Source organism: Acinetobacter sp. 24-47-47 (genome assembly GCF_057737035.1).
The window spans coordinates 1,206,749-1,228,394 of sequence record NZ_CM173216.1 but is presented as its reverse complement, the minus strand read 5'-3'; the positions used below and the strand labels follow the sequence as shown (position 1 = coordinate 1,228,394).

Below are 21,646 nucleotides of genomic sequence, written 5' to 3'. Positions count from 1 at the left end.
GCCTCCACTATGGGGGCTTTAATTTTAATTTTTAGGCTGTTCATATAAAAAAAGGCACCTTCATCAGGTGCCTTTTTGATTACTCAAAAATTAACGATTGTTATCGTCTTCTTGAGCATCATCAAATTTTGTTTCGCCATCAAAGTTTGGTGTAGAAGTCGCACCAAAGCCACCTTGACCACCGAAGCCACCTTGACCACCGAAGCCACCTTGACCGCCAAAACCTTGACCGCCACCGAAGCCACCTTGACCGCCAAAGCCACCTTGACCGCCAAAGCCACCTTGACCACCGAAGCCGCCTTGACCACCGAAGCCACCTTGACCACCGAAGCCACCTTGTTGACCACCGAAGCCGCCTTGAGCACCAGCAGGAGCGCCTGCAGGAGCACCAGCAGGACGTGGATTACGTGCAGGTACAACTGTTGAAATAGCGTGTTTGTAAACCATTTGGCTTACCGTGTTTTTTAATAATACAACGTATTGGTCAAATGATTCGATATGACCTTGTAATTTAATACCGTTGACTAAAAAGATTGAAACTGGAATACGTTCCTTACGGAGAGAGTTTAAGAACGGATCTTGTAAAGTTTGACCTTTAGACATGTTATACTCCAAAAAATAAAATCAGCGCAAAAAAACTATCTTTATTTTTCAATTAAAATTTATAAAAAAGATAGTGAGTAAATTTTGCTTTATCCATATAAGTTTCGCAAGTCTTCTTGAGCTTGCTTTATCGTCAAAAAAGTTTGAAAACTGTGCGCTTCTTGCAAAGAACGTAACCAAGTGTATTGACGTTTAGCAAGTTGTCGTGTTGCAAACAAACACTTGCCTTCCATATCTTGCTTAGATTTGAGACTTCTATCACTATTTTTAAGAAAATCTAAAGCTTGGCGATATCCAACAGATCTCGCCGATGGCAAATTATCGTTTAAATCGTATTTTTCAATCAGATACTCCACCTCATTTAAAAAACCGATATCCCACATTATTTTTAGGCGCAGTTCAATTCTTTTGTGTAATTCTACACGATCAGGTAATAGCGCATAATTATGAAAATTGTAACGATATGGCTGTTTTTTAGGCTGTTCAGCTTGAAGCTCAGTGATAGGTCGACCTGTCAGACGATAGACCTCTAGCGCACGTATAATGCGCTGACGATCACTCACTTTAAACTTCTCACCTGCCATAGGATCGACACGTTTTAACTCTTCGTAGACGCTCTCCCAACCCAATGCCATGGCTTCATTTTCAATTTGTTGACGTACCTTTTCATCAGCATTAGGGAGATTCGTTGCCAAGCCTTCCAACAGTGCTTTGTAGTACAACATCGTCCCACCCACCAAAATTGGGGTCTTACCGCGTGAATGTATTTCATCAATCAGCAGCGATGCATCTTCAACGAATTGAGCTGCCGAATAAACCTCGAGCGGTGTAATAATATCAATCAAGTGATGTGGATATCGTTCCTGCTCTTCTTTTGATGGCTTTGCCGAACCGATATCCATGTCCTTATAGATTAACGCAGAATCCACTGAAACAATTTCAAAATTACCGCGCTCATATAGCTCGCATGCCAAAGCAGTTTTCCCACTCGCAGTCGGCCCCATTAAGTTGATGACTGGCATTTGATTTGACATGTACAATTACTCTCCTCGAGCAAATAATTTATCTAATTGACTAAGTGGAAAAGCTCTCCAAGTCGGTCGTCCATGATTACATTGACTTGCAAACTCAGTTTGTTCCATCTGCCTCAACAGTGCATTCATTTCAGAAATACTTAACATTCGATGCGCACGCACTGCGCCATGACATGCCATCCCTGCCAAGATATGGTCTCTTTTTTGTTGTAAAGCACTGGCCTCATCATTGGGATCAAGATCATTCAAAAGTTCTGGGATTAATGCATTAAAATCAGCTTTGTGCAAAATAGCAGGCACACCTCGCACTATCACTTGCTCATCGCCATATTGATCAATTTCTAAACCAAGCCGCGCCAACTGAGGCTTAAGGTCTTCGATACGCGTGGCTTGCATGCGTGTAATTGAAATCACTTTTGGAATCAGCAACTGCTGTGATGTCCAAAATTCAGGTTTATTCCAAGCAGATTTCATTTGCTGCAACAAGATTCGCTCATGCGCAGCATGCATATCCACAATGATCAAACCTTCAGAATTTTGCGCCAGAATATAAATTCCATGAAGTTGTGCAATTGCAATCCCCAAGGGGAATTCATCAACTCTAGACGATGTTGATTCCATCTCAGCATCATGAGGAACTTCAAAATTAGATGACGTTTCTTTCAAAGGTGCCAAATAAGACTTGAGTGCATTACTGATATTAGAATTTGAATAAGGCTGGCTCGGCGCACTATATTGAACTGACTGAGGCTGTTTAACACTAAAATCTGTTAAATACCCCGCATGACTCGATTCCTGCAACGTCTGGGACATAGGGGACGATGCTGGAGCATTTTGATGCAGATTAAATTGCTCTTGATAACGTGGTAACTGTACTGATGGTGCGATGACATCTTGATCAAGCTTTAAAGCCTGGGCTAAATCCGCAGTCGCAGTTTGAAATTGCGACAAAGTATCTTTGGCAAAATGACGTACAAATTCGTGTACTTCACGTTGATTCAAAAATCGAATTTCATGTTTAGTCGGATGCACATTCACATCAATAAATTCAGGATCAACTTCTAAGAACAACAAATAAGCTGCATGTTGATGCCCATGCAAGATGCCATCATAGGCCATTCGCAAAGCATGAGAGATTGTTTTATCTTTTACGATACGACCATTCACGTACACATACTGCAAATCACTTTGTGCTCGAGCATCAGAAGGATGACCTAACCATCCTGATAAGCGCATATTGACACTATCAGCATCGATCCAATACGCATTTTCCGTAAATTGTCGACCTAAAAGCTGCTGTACACGTTGAAATCTGAGTTGACCACTGTCTGCGACAGGCAAATTTAAACGAATAGCACCATTATGTTCCAGCACAATCCGAATATCGAAATGCGTTAAGGCTAAGCGCCGTACGATTTCTTCAATGTGACCAAATTCCGTATTTGGCTTTTTTAAAAACTTTCGTCTTGCTGGCACATTAAAAAATAAATCTTGTACACGTATGTGTGTGCCTTGCTGAGTAGCAACAGCTTGAATCTCTTGATGATCAAAGGCCGTGCCGTTTACTTCGACCTGATAACCAATTCCTGAATCATCACGACTACTGGTCAAGGTCAAGCGCGAAACAGCAGCAATGGAAGCCAAGGCTTCTCCGCGAAAACCTAAGCTCACAATTGCATGTAAATCTTCAGCAGTTTGAATTTTACTGGTCGCATGACGCATGACCGCAAGCGGAAGATCCTCAGGATGAATTCCTTTGCCATTATCGATAATCTCAATCAGCGTACTACCGCCTTGTTCGACTCGAATGATTAATTCAGTCGCACCTGCATCAATGGAGTTTTCTAGAAGTTCCTTCACCACTGATGCAGGACGTTCAATTACCTCTCCCGCAGCAATTTGGTTTGCTAATGCAGGAGATAAGGTTTGAATTCGATTCAAGCTAAGATCATGCGCCATAGAATTATTTAAAACTGTGTCTTTAATTTTGCGATTAAAGCTTCATCATTTGAAGAAATCGTGACATGACGTACTGATTCATCATCAGATTTCTCAATATTCAAGATAACATCTGCATTTGGAATTTCGTCACCACCTTTAGAGGGCCATTCAAACAAGAATAGCGCATCAGCAATATCCAGATAATCACGAATACCCATCAACTCAAGTTCATAAGGATCATTCAAACGGTACAAATCAAAATGAAAGACATCCTGCTGATTGATTTTATAGGGTTCAACCAGTGTATAAGTCGGGCTTTTAACCGCACCACGATGACCTAAATTTTGTAGCCAATAACGCGTCAGGGTGGTTTTACCCGCACCCAAATCTCCAATGAGGTATATGATACCCTTTTCAATACACTGCCCTAAACATGCAGCTAATTTTTGAGTATCTGCTTCATCATTTAAGTTGAGTTGAAAAGAATATTGCATCTGGATCACATTAGACATCTGTTGAAGAGGTATAATAGCATGCTCCTGAACAGTGCCTATCTAGACTTGTTCAAAAACTCATTCATCTGATCATTTTTTTATTCTGTTGTCTTGTTATGCCAAAATCAAATTCAGAAAGTGCCCCAAGTTTTACGCCACCGATGATCAAAGGTGTAACAGCCAGCAAAGTATTTCTTCCAAATCTACAAATCTCCCCAATTACGATTTATGATTTTCTCATTCAAGCCTTTTCTCATATAGACGCACTGGAGTGGCAACAACGTTTTCAAGATGGTCTTATTTATAATGCAGATGGCAACAAACTTTCCATCAACTCGGCGTATCAACCTAATTCTCATATTTTTTATTATCGTTTTTTAGCAAACGAAATTCATGTTCCGTTTAAGGAAAAAATTTTATACGAAAACGATGATCTGCTCGTGGTGGATAAACCTCATTTTTTAACCATGAGTCCGACAGGTCAATATGTTCAAGAAACCTTATTGGTGAGATTAAAGCAGTTCACTGATAATCCTCATCTCACACCGATTCATCGTTTAGACCGCGAAACAGCAGGTGTTGTTTTATTTTCAAAAAAAGTCGAAAGTCGCGGAGTCTATCAACAACTTTTTGCAGATCGAAAGGTATCCAAAACATATCAAGCCATCGCACCTTACTCAAAAGATTTAGTCTTTCCACAAACAGTCGAATTGCGCATGGAAAAGGGAAATCCATTTTATATAATGAAAGTATGTGAAGGCGTCACCAATTCTGTCACTGAAATTGACCTGATAGAACACAATTCACAGTGGGGACGATATATTTTGAAACCACTGACCGGTAAGCAACATCAACTCCGCGTTCACCTCAATGCGCTCAACATTCCAATCAAACATGATCCTTTTTATCCGGTAATCGCGCATAAAGCTGAGGATGATTTCAGTGCTCCGTTGCAATTACTTGCTGATGAGCTTCAATTTATTGATCCGATATTAAATATTGAAATGCACTTTAAAAGCACGCAAACACTGACATTGTAGATTCATTGTAATGACAAATTTATATAATTTTCACGTTCAGACATTGAAATTACATTTACTTAGATTAAAATAAGCACTTAAATTTAGAGTCGTTTGGTTTTAATTCATGAGAAAAACAGAAGTTTATCAAGTCCGACTTGACTCACAAGAAAAAAAACAAGCCTTTGCAGTTTTTAAGCAATTGGGGATTACACCAGCGCAAGCAGTGCGTTTATTTTTCAAACAAGTTGTACTGACAAAGTCCATTCCTTTTGCAATCGAAAATCAAACGATCAACATGGATCAATTGTTGAAACTTAAAAAGCTTAAGCAAGAACATCAAGATTCCAACACTACAACTTCGAGTTTAGATGACGACGATTTTTTTGCAGAATTGAATGCACTTTTGGGTGAAAGCGATAAAGATTAATTTTTGACATAAGTTAACTTTGTCGTATTTTTAAACAATTTAATTTACAGCACTCTGCGCAAATATGTTTAGCTCTTAATCATAACAACATTAAAAATAATGATCTGAGGAGAGCTTAACAGTGATAGTACGGAAAGCCACAACAGAAGATCTCAATCAACTCGCTGTACTTTTTGATGAATACCGACAGTTTTATGGTGCATCATCCAATATTCAACAATCCTATGATTTTCTAAAACAGCGATTCGAAAACCAACAAAGTGTTATTTTTATTCACATCAAAAATGATGTAATCACTGGCTTCGTGATTCTTTATTTAGGCTTTTCATCCCATGCTTGTTCAAGCTACTACATTCTAGATGATGTATATGTCACTCCAATTTATAGAAGACAAGGTTCAGCCAAACAACTCATTGACACTGCAATTTTGTTTGCACAATCCGAAAAAGCCAGTCGAATTTCATTAGAGACACAACGAAGTAACTTTCAATCTCACCAACTTTACGAAAAGATGGGCTTCGTCAAAGACAATGAATTCCAAACCTATCATTGCTTTCTATCCTAAGGCATTACACAACATATCGTCTTGAGAATAGAGTCTTTAGCATTCATGATTTAAATCTAAAGGAGTTGAGCATCTGGACTTTGATTTTTTGCGGCGAGTATTTGCTGTTCAGTGAGATAGCAATATTCACCTTCAGCAAGCTGATCTAATTTTAATTGTCCAATTTGCAGTCGATGCAATGATTCAACACGATTTCCCACAGCAGCAACCATACGTTTAACTTGATGATAAACACCTTGATGCACTGTAAATTGTAGGTGTTGTTCGCTTATGAGTTGAATGTCTGTTGCTTGAAACAATCCTGTTTCATTGCGAAGCTCTACACCTTGACCCAATTGAATGATTTGCTGCTCAGTGACTGGATCTGCTGTATGCATTTGATAAACTTTAGGAACATGTTTTTTAGGATGAGTCAGCGCTTGCAGAAATTGTCCATCATCTGTAAGTAACAATATACCAGTCGTGTCTTGATCTAAACGTCCGACTGTTTGCACTCCCCTTTGCAACAATATGTCATCGATTAATTCAAACACGCTGAAGTGATGCGTCGCTTGATGCGAGCATTCATAGCCTACAGGTTTATTGAGTGCTATATAAACTTTTTCACGATAAGTATATTCATCGTTATACACGTGGAAGCTAAGACCTTGAAGCTTCAGTTTATATTTCGGGTCCGTGATCACAGTACCATCAATGACCACTGCACCAGCTTTAATTAATTGTTGACAATATTTTCGTGATCCAAAGCCTTGAGACTGTAACATTTTTTCCAGAACCATGAATCACTTCCATTACTTACAATATTCGTTGAAATTTAAAGGATGCCATCTGAATGCAGACTTTAAATCAGTTAAACTATTATAACTTTCAAGTACTGTCCTGATAAGCACTGGATCTTCTTTATGTCTCAATTAGACCTCAATTTAATCGTTCTAATCATTTTATTGGCATGTGGAATATTCAGTCAAAATACAGCTGTCACAATTGCAGTCGCAGTACTTATTGTTTTTCGTATCACCCCTTTAAACGAGTATTTTCCATTGCTTCAACAGCATGGTTTAAATATCGGCATTATTATCCTCACCATTGGCGTACTCACGCCAATTGCCAGTGGCACCATTCCGGGTAAAGATATCCTCAAATCATTCTTGAGCTTAAACTCAATTTTAGCTATTGGAATCGGGTTACTGGTGGCATGGTTAGGTGGTCGTGGCGTAACGCTTATGGCGAATCAGCCAAATATTGTCGCTGGACTTCTGATTGGTACTGTAGCAGGTGTGGCTATTTTACGTGGCGTCCCTGTTGGACCTTTAATTGCAGCAGGAATACTTTCCATTATTATTGGCACTTCTTGAAACAGGTTGCTTTCACGACTGAACAGTCATTTCACAAACGCAACAGTCATTATTTGTTGGTTTGATCTTTTAGAACTGCAGTAAAGTATTTTGATTACGGATACATGGACAGTTTAAATTATGCAAAAAATTAAAATTATTCGTCAGGATCAATACGAACTCGCTGCTACCTTTTTTCCTGCCGAGCATTCAAAGCGTCTTCCCGTCTTGGTGTGCCCTGCCACTGGAATTACTCAAAAGTTTTATCATCGATTTTGCGAATGGCTTAACCAACAAGGCTATGCCGTAATGGTGTTTGATTTTAGTGGTATTGGTGCTTCTCTTTATGGCCCATTGAAGCAATCCAAAGCAAGTATTGTGCAATGGGGACAGTTAGATATTCCCGCTGCGATTGATCAACTCTTACAACTTACCCATGCCAAGCAAGTTATTCTTATTGGTCACAGCGCCGGCGGACAACTCATTGGGATTACCCCAAATCATAATAAAGTTGCAAAAGTCGTTGCAATTGCAGGTTCGACTGGGCATGTAAAAGGGCTCAAAGGTCGTACGAAACTACTTGCCCCTGTGATGTTTAAAGGTATTTTTCCTCTCGCACGTATGATGCTCGGTTACGGCCCTACCCAAGCCATTGGTATGGGGGAAAATCTACCGAAAGATGTTGCACGTGACTGGGCTCAATTTTGCAGTCAACCAGGCTATGTTATTAATGCGATTGGCAAAACGGTTACCCTAGATCAAGATTATCACAAAGAGATACGAATTCCTGTCACGGCCATTTGGGCAAGTGATGATGAGATTGCAACCGAAGCAAATGTTCAGGATTTACTTCGTTTGTATCCTAATGCACCTACTGAAGCGATCGAACTCAAACCTAAAGAGCTTGGACATAAAGCGATCGGACACATGATGATGTTCAAACAGTCGCATCAAAATATTTGGCCGATGATCGAATCTCAACTGCATATTTAACTCTCCATAAGTAAAAAAACCGCCTTAAAGGCGGTTTTTTAAACTTGCTCTATCCCAATATACCAATGGAAAGCTGGATCACTATCGCATTTACAATATCAATGAAAAAAGCACCTGTCAGTGGAATGAGTAAGAATGCTTTATGTGAAGGACCATAGGTATTGGTTACTGCTTGAATATTGGCAATAGCCGTTGGCGTCGCACCCATACCAAAACCACAATGACCTGCTGATAAAACTGCAGCATCATAGTTGCTCCCCATCACCTTAAATGTCACAAAAGCAGTGTATAAAATCAATACCAGCATTTGCACAATCAGAATCGTGACTAACGGACCTGCCAAATCTGCTAATAACCACAGTTGTAGTGATAACAATGCCATAGATAAATAGAGCGATAACGATGCATTTCCAAACACGTCAATCGCACGATCAAAGATATTTACTTTGAATACATGTTCAAGCAGATTTCTCAAAATCACACCTGAACCTAGCGCCCAAACAAAGGTTGGAAGCTCAAACCATTTACCTTGACTAAAATCTGTCATTAAGTTTGCCGTGAATATACAAAGTGCAAACATACCAAGGGTCGACACAGCATTACTCGCAGTAATTAATCGTGTCTTTTTTGGATATTCAAATGGTGCAGATTTTAACTGATCATCCAATTGTGATTCGTTTTGATCATTGTCAATTTTGTTAGCCAGTTGATGACGTTTAATTAAAAATTTAGCAACTGGACCACCAACGATACCACCAATGATCAGACCAAAGGTCGCACTTGCCATACCCAATACAATAGCACCTTGAATGCCATGCTGGGTTTCAAGCACTTGGCCCCATGCACCTGCCGTGCCATGACCACCCGTTAAGGTGATTGAACCTACAATTAAACCGATGAGCGGATCTAAACCTAATACCGTCGCTAAACTCACCCCAACAATATTTTGAACGATCACAAATCCGATCACACAGAACAAAAATATAAATAGGGCTTTACCACCATCTTTTAATTTAACAAAATCTGCACCTAAGCCCACAGAGGTAAAGAACATCAGCATTAAAATGCTTTGAATTTGCGCATCAAATGTGGCACTGATATTAAAGAATTTAAATAAGATGAATGCTGTAATTGCTGCGACCAAACCGCCAATCACAGGTTCAGGTAAATTGTAGTTTTTAAAGAATTGGACTCGGTTGACTAGATAGCGCCCAATAAATAGAAAAAATACGGCAATCACGATGGTGCCAAAGGCATCAACTTCAAAATTCATTGTATTTCCCTAATGTTTTAATTTTAATCAATTTTCACAAAGAATTATGCTTTATTCAGCTATTGAAATGTAATTTTTCAATGATTTACAGGCAGTACATTTATTTGTACTGTACTGTTGGTTTATTGCGATTGTTTTCTTCTTTGTTCTCGAATTGATTCGCGAACTCGATCTGGCTCGACTACACCTAGGTGATGCTGATTATAATAGCGCTGTTTATCGTATTCAGACATGTTTACTGTTTCATCTTTATATTTCTGATAACGTGCGTCTTCTTCTGAATCAGTATTTTTAATCTCCACGCTTGAACATGCAATGAGCGATAGACTGATTAAACTTAATGTGAGTATGCTTTTCATTATATTCATGGTGTTTTCATTTTTGCTTATTCTATTTATTTCACCTTTCTAGATTATTGCTGTCTGTTTTATTTATGGTTACGTGGTTGTAAGATTTTCGCAGTAGTCGATTTGAATTTATATTCGATTCAGCATGACGAATCTATGTGAATGTGTTTTAATGCAGGCAGTATGAGATGAGCCTTATATGAGTATCACGTGAGTGGTACGACTAGCCCCGTTAATTTTTTAATTACGGGGCTTTTTCATGGGCTTTCTTTTTCGGTAGATGACGGTTTCTCCATATTTTTGAAACACCCACTCTTTGGCTTGTTGGTCGGTGATGTTTTCAAACACGTAGTAGTCATGATCCCATGCTTCTTGATGGAAAATGACCTTCTTCGTATAAGTTTCATTCTTTCCGTTGGTCATACAAACAAAGCTGTCGCCTTGGTCTTTAATTTGTGTTCCGTTGAGGAAGCCACCGATACAGAGGAAGCGGGGGTGTTTAAACATTCAATTTACTCAGCATACTATTCATATAATTATCATAATTCCCAAGTTGATTTTTCCAAAATCTATCATTCTCAATATCATCAATAAACTGTACAACATCAACAGGATTCGCTTCTTTCTCTAGATCAAATGAATCATCTATGAAGGAGTTCATAAAATCAGCCTTTCCATTTAAAGATATAATGATTTCATCCATAGATATTTTTAAATGATTTTCAAAATATTGGTGATCAAATTCTAATGTTGTATCTATAATCCAAGAATGAATTTTTACATCATCTAAATTTTCAAAATATTGCTTCAAAAATTCATTTCTAATGTAGGTCACTTTTTTAGATAGTTGATAAGCTGCTTTATTTAACGTGAAGTTTCGATATTCATAGATTTCTTGAATACTACTTTTAATATAAGTTGATTTTACTTCTGCAACAATGACAAAATTTTCATATATTGCGATTAGATCAATTTCGCCAACTTCTCTATCTAGAGGTTGATATTGGCAAATTACCTTAAATCCAACATTCTTAAATTTCTCAGCTAAGTTTAATTCAATCTTATCTGTTTCATTTTTAAGCTCCAAACGATTTTTATGTAGCTTGCGCACATAATTAATCATCATCGAATTTACATTTTGAAATGCAGTTAGCCATGGAAATTGAAAAACAAAATCATCAATTTTGTAAAATGGTTTTTGTTGAAATGTGGAATAATCATCTTCACTGTACAAGTCACAAGTCCAAAAATTCAAGATTTGTTCCATTTTCTTTTTTTTGACAGAATTTGAACTACCTTTTATCCAAGATGACATTCTTTTAATCTTGTCTTCTTGCCTAGCAAATGTGAAAGGCATTCTATTTTCACCGATCATAAAACCATGCATAGTGAGTCGCATTAAGGCTTGCAAATTACTTTGAGAATGAGGTAAAAAACTTATAAATTTTTCAATATGATCTTTTAAATAATGGGCTTGCGATAAAGTCATGGTAATCATGGTTTCATACGCATCAAGTTTTTGATTGTTAATACTGAAGTCTACAATCCCATAGACCTGATCTAATTGTTCTTGGATACCAAATGCTTTTGATAAAGCAATTGCATTAGCTTCTAAATTCTCACCAGTATTTATAATGCTATACACAACATCTGAGTTTAAAAGTTTTTTAGTACCTATACTTAGCCAATAATTTAATAATAAAGAGTGTTTTTTAAACCAAACATCTTTATCTTTTTTTGCATTTGTATAAATTAGTTCACAATTTTTGAATTTATAATTTACATCTTCGTCAAAACAAAATGACTCAAGTACATTTCTTTGGTAGTTAATAATCTCAACTTTTATTGCCACAAGTTTTTTATATAATTCATATTGCTGTAGAAGCTGTGGTGTCATCCCGTCTTCAATCAACAAAGGCATAAGTTTATTTTTTAATGCTAAAGCAATTGACTCTTCAGATAATTTTTTAGTATTTTTCTTTGATGTTTTAACAATTTCATCAAAAGCTTTCCACACTGTTTGTGCCGAATTATTTTCATTTCTATCAAATTGATAAGGCAAATAATCAAAGTAATCTTGATTTGGAATCAAATACTCATAAGCATATAAACTGCCAAAAGCCATAGCTGTAATTTGACCGATATTCAGCCTATTCTTAATATCATCATAAATTTCTAATCGATGCGTATATTGTGATTGTAAATACTCTACAGTCTGAAAAAAACTAGTAAGGGTTTCATTTGTAAATTCTTGTTCAATTTCCCTTAGTAGACACCATGAATAATGAGCAGAATGAAGTATTATCCCTGAATAACGTACTGCCAAAATAAAACTTTGAACATCAAGTTTTAAATAATTTAGACAAATATTTTTATCAATCGAATTTAAACGAATATATTGACTTAATGCGAGAATATAATTTTGACTTTTTATATCATCAACAGTGAGTAATTTAATAAAACTTGATTGCCAGAACATATCAAATTTATTTTTAAAAACTCCATGTTTGGGTTGTGAACTTTTATACAAAAGTTCTTGTACAATTTTTTCTTTTGCTAGTTCTGGACCAAAATTCAAAAACAAAGCATCGAATTTATTTTCATAATAATTTTGCATAAAAATAAGGGCTGATAAATCAGCCCTTATCTTATATTGCTTAACGCTTAATTTTCAAGCAAATCATAGATTTACTCTTGCGCTAGGGAAAAGCCTTTCGGCTTTTCTTTACCCTAGCTCATTAAGACAATTGAGCAGCAGCAATTTTCTTCGTATCAACGTCTTTAGCAGCGTCTGTATAGTCGTTCATTTGATCGAAGTTCAAGTACTTGTAGATATCCGCAGACATGCTGTCGATTTGAGCAGCATACTGTTGGTATTCTTCAGGAGTTGGCAACTTACCAAGTACCGCAGCAACAGATGCAAGCTCAGCAGAAGCCAAGTAAACGTTTGCACCTTGACCTAAACGGTTCGGGAAGTTACGCGTAGAAGTAGATACAACAGTTGTATTTGGAGCTACACGTGCTTGGTTACCCATACATAATGAACAACCTGGCATTTCTGTACGCGCGCCAGCTTTACCATAAGTATTGTAGAAACCTTCTTCCATCAATTGGCGTTCGTCCATACGAGTTGGAGGAGCTAACCAAAGACGAGTAGATAAAGAACCACCAGGTACTTTGTCTAAAAGTTTACCAGCTGCACGGAAGTGACCGATGTTAGTCATACAAGAACCGATGAATACTTCATCAATTTTGTCGCCTTGAACGTCAGAAAGAAGTTTTGCATCATCTGGATCGTTCGGGCAGCAAAGGATAGGTTCTTTGATGTCAGCAAGGTCGATTTCATACACTTTCGTGTATTCAGCGTCAGCATCAGCTTTAAGAAGTGATGGATTAGCTAACCATTTTTCCATGTTCTCAACACGGCGCGCCATAGTACGAGCATCGCCATAACCTTCAGAGATCATCCACTTCAACATCGTGATGTTTGAACGAAGGTATTCAGCAACTTTCTCTTCAGAAAGTGTGATCGCACAACCAGCAGCAGAACGTTCAGCAGAAGCATCAGAAAGTTCGAACGCTTGTTCAACAGTTAAGTCAGTTTCCATTTCTGATAAGTCGATCTCTAAAATACGACCAGAGAAGATGTTTTTCTTACCTTTCTTCTCTACAGTTAAGTCACCTTCTTTAATTGCGTAGTAAGGAATCGCATGTACTAGGTCACGTAAAGTGATACCAGGTTGCATTTTACCTTTGAACTTCACAAGAACTGATTCAGGCATATCAAGTGGCATAACACCAGTTGCTGCAGCGAACGCTACAAGACCAGAACCCGCTGGGAAAGAAATACCGATTGGGAAACGTGTATGTGAGTCACCACCAGTACCAACTGTATCTGGAAGAAGCATACGGTTTAACCAAGAGTGGATAATACCGTCACCTGGACGTAAAGAAACACCACCACGGTTCATGATGAAATCAGGAAGCGTGTGTTGCATTTGAACGTCAACTGGTTTTGGATACGCAGCAGTATGACAGAAAGATTGCATTACGAGGTCAGCAGAGAAACCTAAGCAAGCTAAGTCTTTCAATTCGTCACGCGTCATTGGACCTGTTGTATCTTGAGAACCAACAGTTGTCATCTTAGGTTCGCAGTAAGTACCTGGAAGTACACCTTGACCTTCTGGAAGACCACAAGCACGACCAACCATCTTCTGAGCAAGCGTGAAGCCTTTGCCAGTTGCAGCTGGTTGAACTGGAGTACGGAACAAGTCAGAAGCAGGAAGACCCAGTTCTTCACGTGCTTTAGTAGTCAAGCCACGACCAATGATCAAGTTAATACGACCACCCGCACGTACTTCGTCTAGAAGTACTGGAGTTTTTAACTCAGCTTCAGCAATTTGAGCGCCATCTTTGAACGCTGTAACTTTTGCAGTCGCTTTGTCAATCTTCAACGTGATTTCGTCACCCATGTTCATGTTAGCAACGTCGATTTCAACTGGTAACGCACCAGCGTCTTCCATAGTGTTGAAGAAAATCGGAGCAATCTTAGAACCTAAGCAGTAACCGCCTTCTTTCTTGTTCGGAATGTGAGCGATTTCGTCACCAAAGAACCAAAGTACAGAGTTAGTTGCAGATTTACGAGAAGAACCTGTACCAACAACGTCACCCACGTAAGCAACTTGGTTGCCTTTCGCGATTAATTCTTTGATTTGGCTTAATGGACCAACTTCACCAGGAACTTCTGGGTTAATACCATCACGTACGTTTTTAAGCATTGCATTCGCGTGTAACGGAATGTCTGGACGGCTCCAAGCGTCTTGCGCAGGTGACAAGTCGTCAGTGTTAGTTTCGCCAGTAACTTTGAAAACTGTAAGTTTGATTTCTTCTGGAACGTCTTTACGGCTAGTGAACCATTCAGCGTCAGCCCAAGATTGAAGAACAGCTTTCGCGTTTTCGTTACCTGCTTTTGCTTTATCAGCAACGTCATGGAACGCATCGAAAACAAGAAGTGTTTTCTTAAGCGCTTCAGCAGCTAAAGCACCAAGCGCTGCGTCTTCTAATAATTCTACTAAAGGAGCAACGTTGTAACCACCAAGCATAGTACCTAGTAAGTAAACCGCACGCTCTTTAGAAACTAATGGAGAAGTCGCTTCACCTTTCGCCAAAGCAGCCAAGAAAGCAGCTTTTACATAAGCAGCTTGGTCAACACCTGCTGGAACACGGTTTTCAAGCAAATCAACTAAGAATGCTTCTTCGCCAGCTGGTGGATTTTTTAATAATTCAACTAATGCAGCTGTTTGAGCGTCATCAAGTGGCTTCGGTGGGACTCCGAGTGCGGCACGTTCTTCAACGTGTTGGCGGTAAGCTTCTAGCACGGTGTTATTCCTCTTCTTTAAAAAATTACTTGCAATATCCTGCTTATAAAGCCTGCAAATAATATGGACTGCTAAATTTTACTAAAATTCCGGTTAAAAGTTAATGCAAGAAGAGTGTTTCTTTGTGATGACCATTATTTTCTTACTAAATGATCTCTCTTCTGATTACTCATTGCTCAATATGTTGTTTTATCGAACAATTCTGACATTAACATGAAGCTTTTACGGATCTGAAATAAATAAAAGGCAACAAGATGTTGCCTTTTAAATCCTTTTTTGACTATTCAACCTTAGTGGACAGTCGTGCGATCTAAATATTGTTGCAGACTTTCTCGTGTTCCTTCGAATCTGACCAGAATTTCATCATCATGTAGCATGCGGTGTTCGGCACAGGCAAAACTAATGTGTACCTGATAAATTTTGGCATGTTCATTGATCATATTTTTAAGATAGACTCGATCCCCTAGACTTAGGACGTAATGGCTGCCATTAATTACAGCAACACCATTGGCATCTTCAAGCAGAAGATCGGCATTATTCAGGTATGCGACCACTTCCATTGTTCCGCTCCTTTTGTTTTATTTATCTTATTTTTATATAAGCTTTTCTATTTTAATGCTAATTAAAATTTGTAATTAATTTCAACAAAAAAAGGGAAACTTACGCTTCCCTCTTTTTTATGATCAATCTTTTTGTAGCGCCTTAAAACTGTTTGTAGTCAGGCAGATTATCTTTATCGTAAGGAGTGGCTAAACACTCATCCGTTGCTTCTTTTTTGAATTTAGCCATTAATGCATCACGATCCAATTCTAATTGATTCGCAGGATAAGCATAGACCTTCTCAATTTGAGCATCTACGAATTTCTTCGTCGTCGGATCGGTCAGTTTAGAAGCATGTTCGACCGCCGCAGTTTTCTCGATACCATTTTGACGGTCTAGCAAAATAGAGCGTGCAGCATTACCAATACTGGTACAGTAACCATGCCAGACTTCTTCAGGGGTTAGTGGCTTTTTTTCTTCACAAGCACTGAGCAAAACGGCTGAACCAAGTACAGCACCCAGAATCACGAATTTGTTCATACATCTCTCCTGTTGCGGCTATGATAATCGAGTTAAACCGAATAGGAAATCGTGTAATGACATTTCTCGTTCATTAGCCACAGCTTGAGCGAATAATTTTATTCTGATCATCCACGGTTACTGTAATACGATCATTTCGATAATCCATAGTAACCAGATCATTTGGTCCGACACGGCGAATAATTTTGGCTTTGGTTTTATTCAAAATCTGTTGATCATCAAGATTATGCATACCGACTAATTTTTTCGCTTCTTCAGGTTTGCAAATATTTTGATGATGTCTAAATAACTCCCATTCTTCTACTACAACGCCATCTGGCAACTGGCAATAACCCACTTGACCATTTGCCTCATCGCGTATTTCTAATTTTCCACCTTGTTGAACACAAAATTTGCTTGCAGGATTAGCCATTCCAATTTTTGGAGTAAGTTGCTCAGTTTGAGTGGTTTGACAGCCCGCCATGAGTGTTGCCGCTATCATCGCGATGAATATTGCAATTGTTTTCATTTTTTAATGCTTTCTTGTCCGATAAATTTTAAGTCTAGCATTTTAACAATAGGGCTTAAATTTAATTTCGGTTTATACAGTGAATTAAAAAGGGCTTCGATTAAAGCCCTTTTACCTTTTAGAATCGCCAATTGTAGAAAATATCAATGGCTTTTTCTAAAGACTGACTTGCTTCCAGATAGAGTCTTTGGTTCATCTGATATCGTAGCGTCAATTTATTGACTGGCGTAAACACACCAACACCATAACGGATATATAAATCAGGGGTCAGATAACCTGTCACACTCACTTGAGTATCATCGCCTGTTCCTTGCGCATCAAGAGCAAGACCACTTAACCCAAATGTCTGTCCAATTTGATTGGTTAAAGCACGTGTACCACCAAGCCCTAAACTAATCCCCGCTGCAGCAATGGTATTGTTCACATCTGATTTAAAGCCTTCTGCTTGACTCAAGCTACTAGAACCTTCATTGATTCGACCTGTAATCAAGGCATTCATCGCCTCTTGTTCAGATAATCCCGCATCATTAAATACTTGGATATTTGGACTACTTGCGGTTCCAGTAACACGCACACCAACTGTACTGCCTGAAATGAGTTTACTTGCTTCAACCTCAAGGGTTGGGTTAGACAATGCACCATTGAAACGCGCAATTGCACGACTTAGTTCTAAAGACTGCCCATAAGCTTCAATAGTAACGCGCTTACTTACACCAATCGCACCATTGGCACGCATGGCAGTTTCTAAACCGCGTTGCGTTAAGTAAATTCGCCCAAGCAATGGAATACGACTATTAAAGCCTTGGAAAATCACTTGGTTTCCTAAATTTAATTCTAAGTCAGCGCGGATATCCCATGGCTTTGCAGCCTTAAGTACCGCGAGTTGATTATCACCTTCACGTACTACTCGAACATCGGCGGATAAAGGCACTACGGATGCGCTCGATTCTGGCATTGAAATCAGCGCACGCGGAACTTCAACTTTACCATTCAAAGTTAACTGCTTACTGACAGGACGTGCATCTAAATCCATTTCAGTGTTCACAACAGCTGTGATTAATGGTGCTTGGCGAATAAATAAATTATCACCTTTGAGTTTTAAACGAATTCTAGGATCATTTTTCCAATCGATATCACCCGTTAACTTACCCACACCTCGACCACTATTGAAAGCGCCATCGATCGTCGCTTGGTTTTGACGAATAGATGAATACAGCTGAATATTCGTGAGATTAACAGGTAACGAAATCATGCTGATTGAACCATTTTTAAGTCGCATTTCGCCGTTAAATAACGGTTGAGTCAATGTCCCACTGATTTTACCCGCAAGGGATAAATTACCATCGATTTTACGCACATCCGAAATGAATGGTTTTAAAATTTTCAGTTGTACTTGACTCAGAGCAACTTCACCACGCATTGGTTTCGAATCAACAAATGGATTCACCACAACATTTGCATATCCAGTCCCAATATTCGGAGCTTTCAAATCAGCACGAAGTAATAATCCTTCACGAATACTTCGCGCAATAAGACTTACTTCATCGTAGTTCATTGTAGTGCTGATATCATCAGGATCGGCAGCTGCTAGACCGACAACACCATTACGCGTAACAAGTTTGGCATCGATTTTTGGTTGAATGCCTTGCCCCCAAGACGCTTTAGCATAACCATCCAATTTACCTGTAATTGCGAAACCTTCAGGCATAAATGCGGCAAAGTCACCAAGATCTAAATTCCGACTCATAAATGAAGCGCTACCTTTGGTCTTACTCACACGTAAGGGCTGATCAAAGCAAAGTTGGCTTTGATTACTGGTCCAGCAATGAGCACCCACAAATAATTCTGTTTTCGCAGTATTATAAATCACAGGGGCAGATTGGGCCTGTTTTAAATGCACCCGTGCAGAGTCAAAGTCACCTTTTTGAATTTGACCTAACCAATCATTCGCAGGATTAAATCCACCTGCCAGTTGCACATAAAATTTAGACAGCTTGTTCGAGGCTTGCACTTTCAATAAATGTGCTTTTCGTGTACCAGCAATTGAGACTTCAGCGTTTTGAATCTCACGATTGCCACTTCTTAAACTGTCCATTCTTGCAGTTAATGCAGTAGGCACTGTGTCTGAAGTTGGTAATTCCCCTTGGATGTTGAGTGATTTGATACTGACAAGATCATTGAAACCAAAGTTATTCACCCTCACATTCGCAGTTGCAGACAATCTCGGTTGAGACTGCACGTTAACAAAACCTTGCGCACGACCACGTAAACCAGGATAAAGCTCAAATAATGCAGGCGCGTCAATCTTAACGCGAAGATTCTGAGCATTCCCTTCGGCTTGAATCTGATTCTGCGCATACACAAAATACAAATTATTGGCTTCAAACTGTTGTGGTAGGAAACCTGTCTGATTCGAATTAAGAATAACAGCAAGATTACCTTTTGCTCTCAGCGGTTTTTTATTGATCATGCCAGCGAGATTGAGTCGATCAATATTAATTTTTTTCAAACGATCTGACCAAACACCATCCGTTTTGACATTACCTGAAATTTCCCCTTTAACACTTGAAACAAAATAATGAGGCTTAAAGCGTATTAAAGAAGCATTAATGTCCCATCCGATTCCATTGGCTAAATTGACTAAACCATTGGCATTGATCTGACCCGCAGCACCCTGATGTTTAAATTCGGAAATATTGATGCGCTGAGGTGTGCCTGCTACACGTATTTTAAGCTGACCATCCCCTTGTGGCAGTTGGCTTGCATGTAATGCACCATCATAATTTACTGCGAAGCCTTTAAAGCCACCACCCGACTTTTCATCATGTAGAAGAATGGCTGCTGTACTTGAGCCAGTCAGCTTAATTGTTTCCGGTGGATTTTGATTGGCAAGTTGACCTGAAAGATTGATCTGATTTAACTGAATAATTTGCTGGTTAGGTCGAGCAAAGCCACTCGCTTGAATTTGTCCATTTAATAAATTTACAGGAGCAGCAGAACTGATGGTTTGCGGATTAAAGTCTTTTGCATTAAGCACCGCATTCCACTTCAACTGTCTTTGATCAGATGGTAATTCAACCTTGGCATTTGCTTGTAAAGATCCTTTTCCATCTGCTTGATAGATAAATGAAGGAACATGAAGATCATTACCTTTAAGGTCTAATTGGGCATTGTATTTGCCAGCAGGTAAAGTTCCTTTTTCATTTGCACCAACTACGGTTGCCACATGAATATTTTGTTGACCTTCAACTAAAGCAAGTTTTACATCCCCAGATTCACTACTTAACCAACCAATGTACGGAACAGCACGATCAATATTTTTCCAAGCGACATCTAGCAACATTGGATTCGGTTTATTATTTTTTTGTTCAGCTTGATTAAGATTTAAATTCCATGTTTCATATTGGTCAAAATCAATAAGTGCTGTGAGAGCTAATCCCTCCTCTAACGACCCAGCTGAGGCAATTTTGGCATCCAAACGTTCTGGCAGAAAATCTTGCACCACCTGTGGAATCACTTTATCTTTAGGATTGATTTTATCTAAGCGACCTTGCACATCCCAAGTGACTTTATCCTTCCATCCTAAGACACCCGCAAGATTCAGCGCCCCATTCATCAATTGACCATTAAGGTTTGAAATATTCAATTCATTGACGAGATCTGTATGCGCCAGCGCAGTATATTGTCCTTGAGGAATATTTTTACCAGAAATATCGGTATTAATATCCAAATTCAAACGTTGGATATCTCCAGAAAACTTAGCAACTCCTTGTTTAGATAAGAGCTCCTGTTCTAGCATTAAAGGCCAGTGATAATCTTTAAAGTTTAAAGCACCTTGCATCGGTACATTTTTGCGAACTGGATGTACCACTACCCAACCTGTTAATAAATCAGGGGTACGCGTGGCAATGCCCGCTTGAATGGTATCTAAAGAGCCTTTTGCATGGAGATAAATATCCTCAACGTTGATCGACTTTAAAGATGGGAGTCTTACAACTGCTTGCGCATCTAACGGATATTTACCTTTAAAATCCATCTGACCTGTTGCTTTTTTTACAGACAAATAACCCATATCAAACTGTGAATCTTCAAACTTAAGCTCAGTACCTGACCATAGTGCTTCGTTTAGGATAATGTCATTAAATTGTACTTTAGAACTTGAAGTCTGAATGACCAATTGATCGATATCGGCTTGATCAACACGTAAAACAAAAGGGAGTTTAATTTCACTAAACTTAAATGGCTCATCACTTGGCGGTGACTTGTTAATGACACGCAAATTTCGGACATCGGCACGATTCAAATGAATTTCTTTATCTAATATGGCACGCCAACCCAAAGTGACATCAGCTCTATCAATTTTCACATCAACTGATTTCAGCGTCACCAATACATTTTTTAGAATGATGCCTTGAAGTAAATTTCCACCTTCATATTCATACTGAATAATCTGTTGAGTGGACAAAGCACGGTCAAGTAAGAATTTACTGCCTTTGTCTGTTGAAAACATTACGGCAAGCGAAGCCACAAAAAAGATCAGAATAAATAAAATGATCAGCAATACACGGCGTAATAAACTTCGCTGTGGCGTCACGTTTTGATCAGGTTGTTGCTCTGGTTGCTGCTCGATGTCTTCAGCCATACTTA

19 protein-coding genes are annotated in these 21,646 nt (G+C 38.8%); 5 read left to right on the top strand and 14 right to left on the bottom strand.

Annotated features, from left to right (window positions below; genetic code table 11):
- Positions 1-90: 90 nt before the first annotated feature.
- From hfq to tsaE, 4 genes are all read right to left on the bottom strand, one after another.
- Positions 91-603 (bottom strand): RNA chaperone Hfq, encoded by a 513-nt coding sequence (gene hfq, locus AC1M9E_RS05680; protein ID WP_035264611.1) that lies wholly within the window; start codon positions 601-603, stop codon positions 91-93.
- An 89-nt stretch (positions 604-692) separates the two neighbouring features.
- Positions 693-1,637 (bottom strand): tRNA (adenosine(37)-N6)-dimethylallyltransferase MiaA, encoded by a 945-nt coding sequence (miaA, locus tag AC1M9E_RS05675; RefSeq protein WP_481606981.1) that lies wholly within the window; start codon positions 1,635-1,637, stop codon positions 693-695.
- A 6-nt stretch (positions 1,638-1,643) separates the two neighbouring features.
- The gene (gene mutL / locus AC1M9E_RS05670) at positions 1,644-3,596 is read right to left on the bottom strand and encodes a DNA mismatch repair endonuclease MutL (protein ID WP_481606982.1); all 1,953 of its coding nucleotides are present in this window, start codon (positions 3,594-3,596) and stop codon (positions 1,644-1,646) included.
- 8 nt (positions 3,597-3,604) lie between these two features.
- Positions 3,605-4,072, bottom strand: coding sequence for a tRNA (adenosine(37)-N6)-threonylcarbamoyltransferase complex ATPase subunit type 1 TsaE (tsaE, locus tag AC1M9E_RS05665; protein ID WP_488225120.1), 468 nt, complete (start codon positions 4,070-4,072; stop codon positions 3,605-3,607).
- Positions 4,073-4,188: 116 nt separating this feature from the next.
- Between tsaE and AC1M9E_RS05660 the strand changes: the two genes are divergently transcribed.
- From AC1M9E_RS05660 to AC1M9E_RS05650, 3 genes are all read left to right on the top strand, one after another.
- Complete coding sequence (locus tag AC1M9E_RS05660; RefSeq protein ID WP_488225119.1) at positions 4,189-5,112, top strand: RluA family pseudouridine synthase; 924 nt, start codon at positions 4,189-4,191, stop codon at positions 5,110-5,112.
- 106 nt (positions 5,113-5,218) lie between these two features.
- Positions 5,219-5,521, top strand: coding sequence for a type II toxin-antitoxin system RelB/DinJ family antitoxin (locus tag AC1M9E_RS05655; protein WP_481606985.1), 303 nt, complete (start codon positions 5,219-5,221; stop codon positions 5,519-5,521).
- 121 nt (positions 5,522-5,642) lie between these two features.
- Complete coding sequence (locus AC1M9E_RS05650) at positions 5,643-6,086, top strand: GNAT family N-acetyltransferase (RefSeq protein ID WP_035264628.1); 444 nt, start codon at positions 5,643-5,645, stop codon at positions 6,084-6,086.
- Positions 6,087-6,142: 56 nt separating this feature from the next.
- Here the strand turns inward: AC1M9E_RS05650 and AC1M9E_RS05645 are convergent, their stop codons facing one another.
- Positions 6,143-6,865, bottom strand: a complete 723-nt coding sequence (locus AC1M9E_RS05645; protein ID WP_481596916.1) for a pseudouridine synthase — start codon at positions 6,863-6,865, stop codon at positions 6,143-6,145.
- 123 nt (positions 6,866-6,988) lie between these two features.
- Here AC1M9E_RS05645 and AC1M9E_RS05640 point away from each other — a divergent pair, with 123 nt between their 5' ends.
- Together AC1M9E_RS05640 and AC1M9E_RS05635 are read left to right on the top strand one after the other, a co-directional pair.
- Positions 6,989-7,441, top strand: coding sequence for a DUF441 domain-containing protein (locus AC1M9E_RS05640; protein WP_092766204.1), 453 nt, complete (start codon positions 6,989-6,991; stop codon positions 7,439-7,441).
- A 120-nt stretch (positions 7,442-7,561) separates the two neighbouring features.
- Positions 7,562-8,413, top strand: coding sequence for an alpha/beta hydrolase family protein (locus AC1M9E_RS05635; RefSeq protein ID WP_481606986.1), 852 nt, complete (start codon positions 7,562-7,564; stop codon positions 8,411-8,413).
- Between the two features lie 49 nt (positions 8,414-8,462).
- Here the strand turns inward: AC1M9E_RS05635 and gltS are convergent, their stop codons facing one another.
- The 9 genes from gltS to AC1M9E_RS05590 all read right to left on the bottom strand — a co-directional run bounded on the left by gltS (position 8,463) and on the right by AC1M9E_RS05590 (position 21,641).
- A complete protein-coding gene (gene gltS / locus AC1M9E_RS05630) occupies positions 8,463-9,686 on the bottom strand; it encodes a sodium/glutamate symporter (RefSeq protein ID WP_481587009.1) in 1,224 nt (407 codons plus the stop codon).
- Positions 9,687-9,808: 122 nt separating this feature from the next.
- A complete protein-coding gene (locus AC1M9E_RS05625; protein ID WP_481606987.1) occupies positions 9,809-10,054 on the bottom strand; it encodes a hypothetical protein in 246 nt (81 codons plus the stop codon).
- A 219-nt stretch (positions 10,055-10,273) separates the two neighbouring features.
- Positions 10,274-10,540 carry a hypothetical protein gene (locus AC1M9E_RS05620; RefSeq protein WP_481606988.1) on the bottom strand — a complete coding sequence of 89 codons (267 nt, stop codon included), beginning with the start codon at positions 10,538-10,540 and terminating at the stop codon, positions 10,274-10,276.
- A complete protein-coding gene (locus AC1M9E_RS05615; protein ID WP_481606989.1) occupies positions 10,533-12,650 on the bottom strand; it encodes a hypothetical protein in 2,118 nt (705 codons plus the stop codon). Before AC1M9E_RS05615 ends, AC1M9E_RS05620 begins: the two co-directional genes overlap by 8 nt.
- Before the next feature lie 121 nt (positions 12,651-12,771).
- Positions 12,772-15,411 carry a bifunctional aconitate hydratase 2/2-methylisocitrate dehydratase gene (locus tag AC1M9E_RS05610; RefSeq protein WP_481595459.1) on the bottom strand — a complete coding sequence of 880 codons (2,640 nt, stop codon included), beginning with the start codon at positions 15,409-15,411 and terminating at the stop codon, positions 12,772-12,774.
- Between the two features lie 290 nt (positions 15,412-15,701).
- On the bottom strand, positions 15,702-15,971 hold the full coding sequence (locus AC1M9E_RS05605; RefSeq protein WP_035267100.1) for a hypothetical protein: 270 nt from the start codon (positions 15,969-15,971) through the stop codon (positions 15,702-15,704).
- A gap of 142 nt (positions 15,972-16,113) precedes the next feature.
- Positions 16,114-16,491: a hypothetical protein gene (locus AC1M9E_RS05600; protein ID WP_180027655.1), complete on the bottom strand. Its 378-nt coding sequence runs from the start codon at positions 16,489-16,491 to the stop codon at positions 16,114-16,116.
- Between the two features lie 73 nt (positions 16,492-16,564).
- Positions 16,565-16,999, bottom strand: coding sequence for an I78 family peptidase inhibitor (locus AC1M9E_RS05595; protein WP_481595461.1), 435 nt, complete (start codon positions 16,997-16,999; stop codon positions 16,565-16,567).
- Positions 17,000-17,117: 118 nt separating this feature from the next.
- Positions 17,118-21,641: a translocation/assembly module TamB domain-containing protein gene (locus tag AC1M9E_RS05590; RefSeq protein WP_488225118.1), complete on the bottom strand. Its 4,524-nt coding sequence runs from the start codon at positions 21,639-21,641 to the stop codon at positions 17,118-17,120.
- Positions 21,642-21,646: the final 5 nt, after the last annotated feature.

Excerpts from the sequence above, each read along its gene's own strand:
- AC1M9E_RS05625 (WP_481606987.1), bottom strand. The coding sequence starts at position 10,054 with ATGAATATAATGAAAAGCATACTCACATTAAGTTTAATCAGTCTATCG.
- AC1M9E_RS05635 (WP_481606986.1), top strand. The coding sequence starts at position 7,562 with ATGCAAAAAATTAAAATTATTCGTCAGGATCAATACGAACTCGCTGCT.
- AC1M9E_RS05605 (WP_035267100.1), bottom strand. The coding sequence starts at position 15,971 with ATGGAAGTGGTCGCATACCTGAATAATGCCGATCTTCTGCTTGAAGAT.
- AC1M9E_RS05640 (WP_092766204.1), top strand. The coding sequence starts at position 6,989 with ATGTCTCAATTAGACCTCAATTTAATCGTTCTAATCATTTTATTGGCA.
- miaA (WP_481606981.1), bottom strand. The coding sequence starts at position 1,637 with ATGTCAAATCAAATGCCAGTCATCAACTTAATGGGGCCGACTGCGAGT.
- tsaE (WP_488225120.1), bottom strand. The coding sequence starts at position 4,072 with ATGCAATATTCTTTTCAACTCAACTTAAATGATGAAGCAGATACTCAA.
- mutL (WP_481606982.1), bottom strand. The coding sequence starts at position 3,596 with ATGGCGCATGATCTTAGCTTGAATCGAATTCAAACCTTATCTCCTGCA.
- gltS (WP_481587009.1), bottom strand. The coding sequence starts at position 9,686 with ATGAATTTTGAAGTTGATGCCTTTGGCACCATCGTGATTGCCGTATTT.
- AC1M9E_RS05655 (WP_481606985.1), top strand. The coding sequence starts at position 5,219 with ATGAGAAAAACAGAAGTTTATCAAGTCCGACTTGACTCACAAGAAAAA.
- AC1M9E_RS05595 (WP_481595461.1), bottom strand. The coding sequence starts at position 16,999 with ATGAAAACAATTGCAATATTCATCGCGATGATAGCGGCAACACTCATG.
- hfq (WP_035264611.1), bottom strand. The coding sequence starts at position 603 with ATGTCTAAAGGTCAAACTTTACAAGATCCGTTCTTAAACTCTCTCCGT.
- AC1M9E_RS05600 (WP_180027655.1), bottom strand. The coding sequence starts at position 16,491 with ATGAACAAATTCGTGATTCTGGGTGCTGTACTTGGTTCAGCCGTTTTG.
- AC1M9E_RS05620 (WP_481606988.1), bottom strand. The coding sequence starts at position 10,540 with ATGTTTAAACACCCCCGCTTCCTCTGTATCGGTGGCTTCCTCAACGGA.
- AC1M9E_RS05660 (WP_488225119.1), top strand. The coding sequence starts at position 4,189 with ATGCCAAAATCAAATTCAGAAAGTGCCCCAAGTTTTACGCCACCGATG.
- AC1M9E_RS05615 (WP_481606989.1), bottom strand. The coding sequence starts at position 12,650 with ATGCAAAATTATTATGAAAATAAATTCGATGCTTTGTTTTTGAATTTT.
- AC1M9E_RS05645 (WP_481596916.1), bottom strand. The coding sequence starts at position 6,865 with ATGGTTCTGGAAAAAATGTTACAGTCTCAAGGCTTTGGATCACGAAAA.
- AC1M9E_RS05590 (WP_488225118.1), bottom strand. The coding sequence starts at position 21,641 with ATGGCTGAAGACATCGAGCAGCAACCAGAGCAACAACCTGATCAAAAC.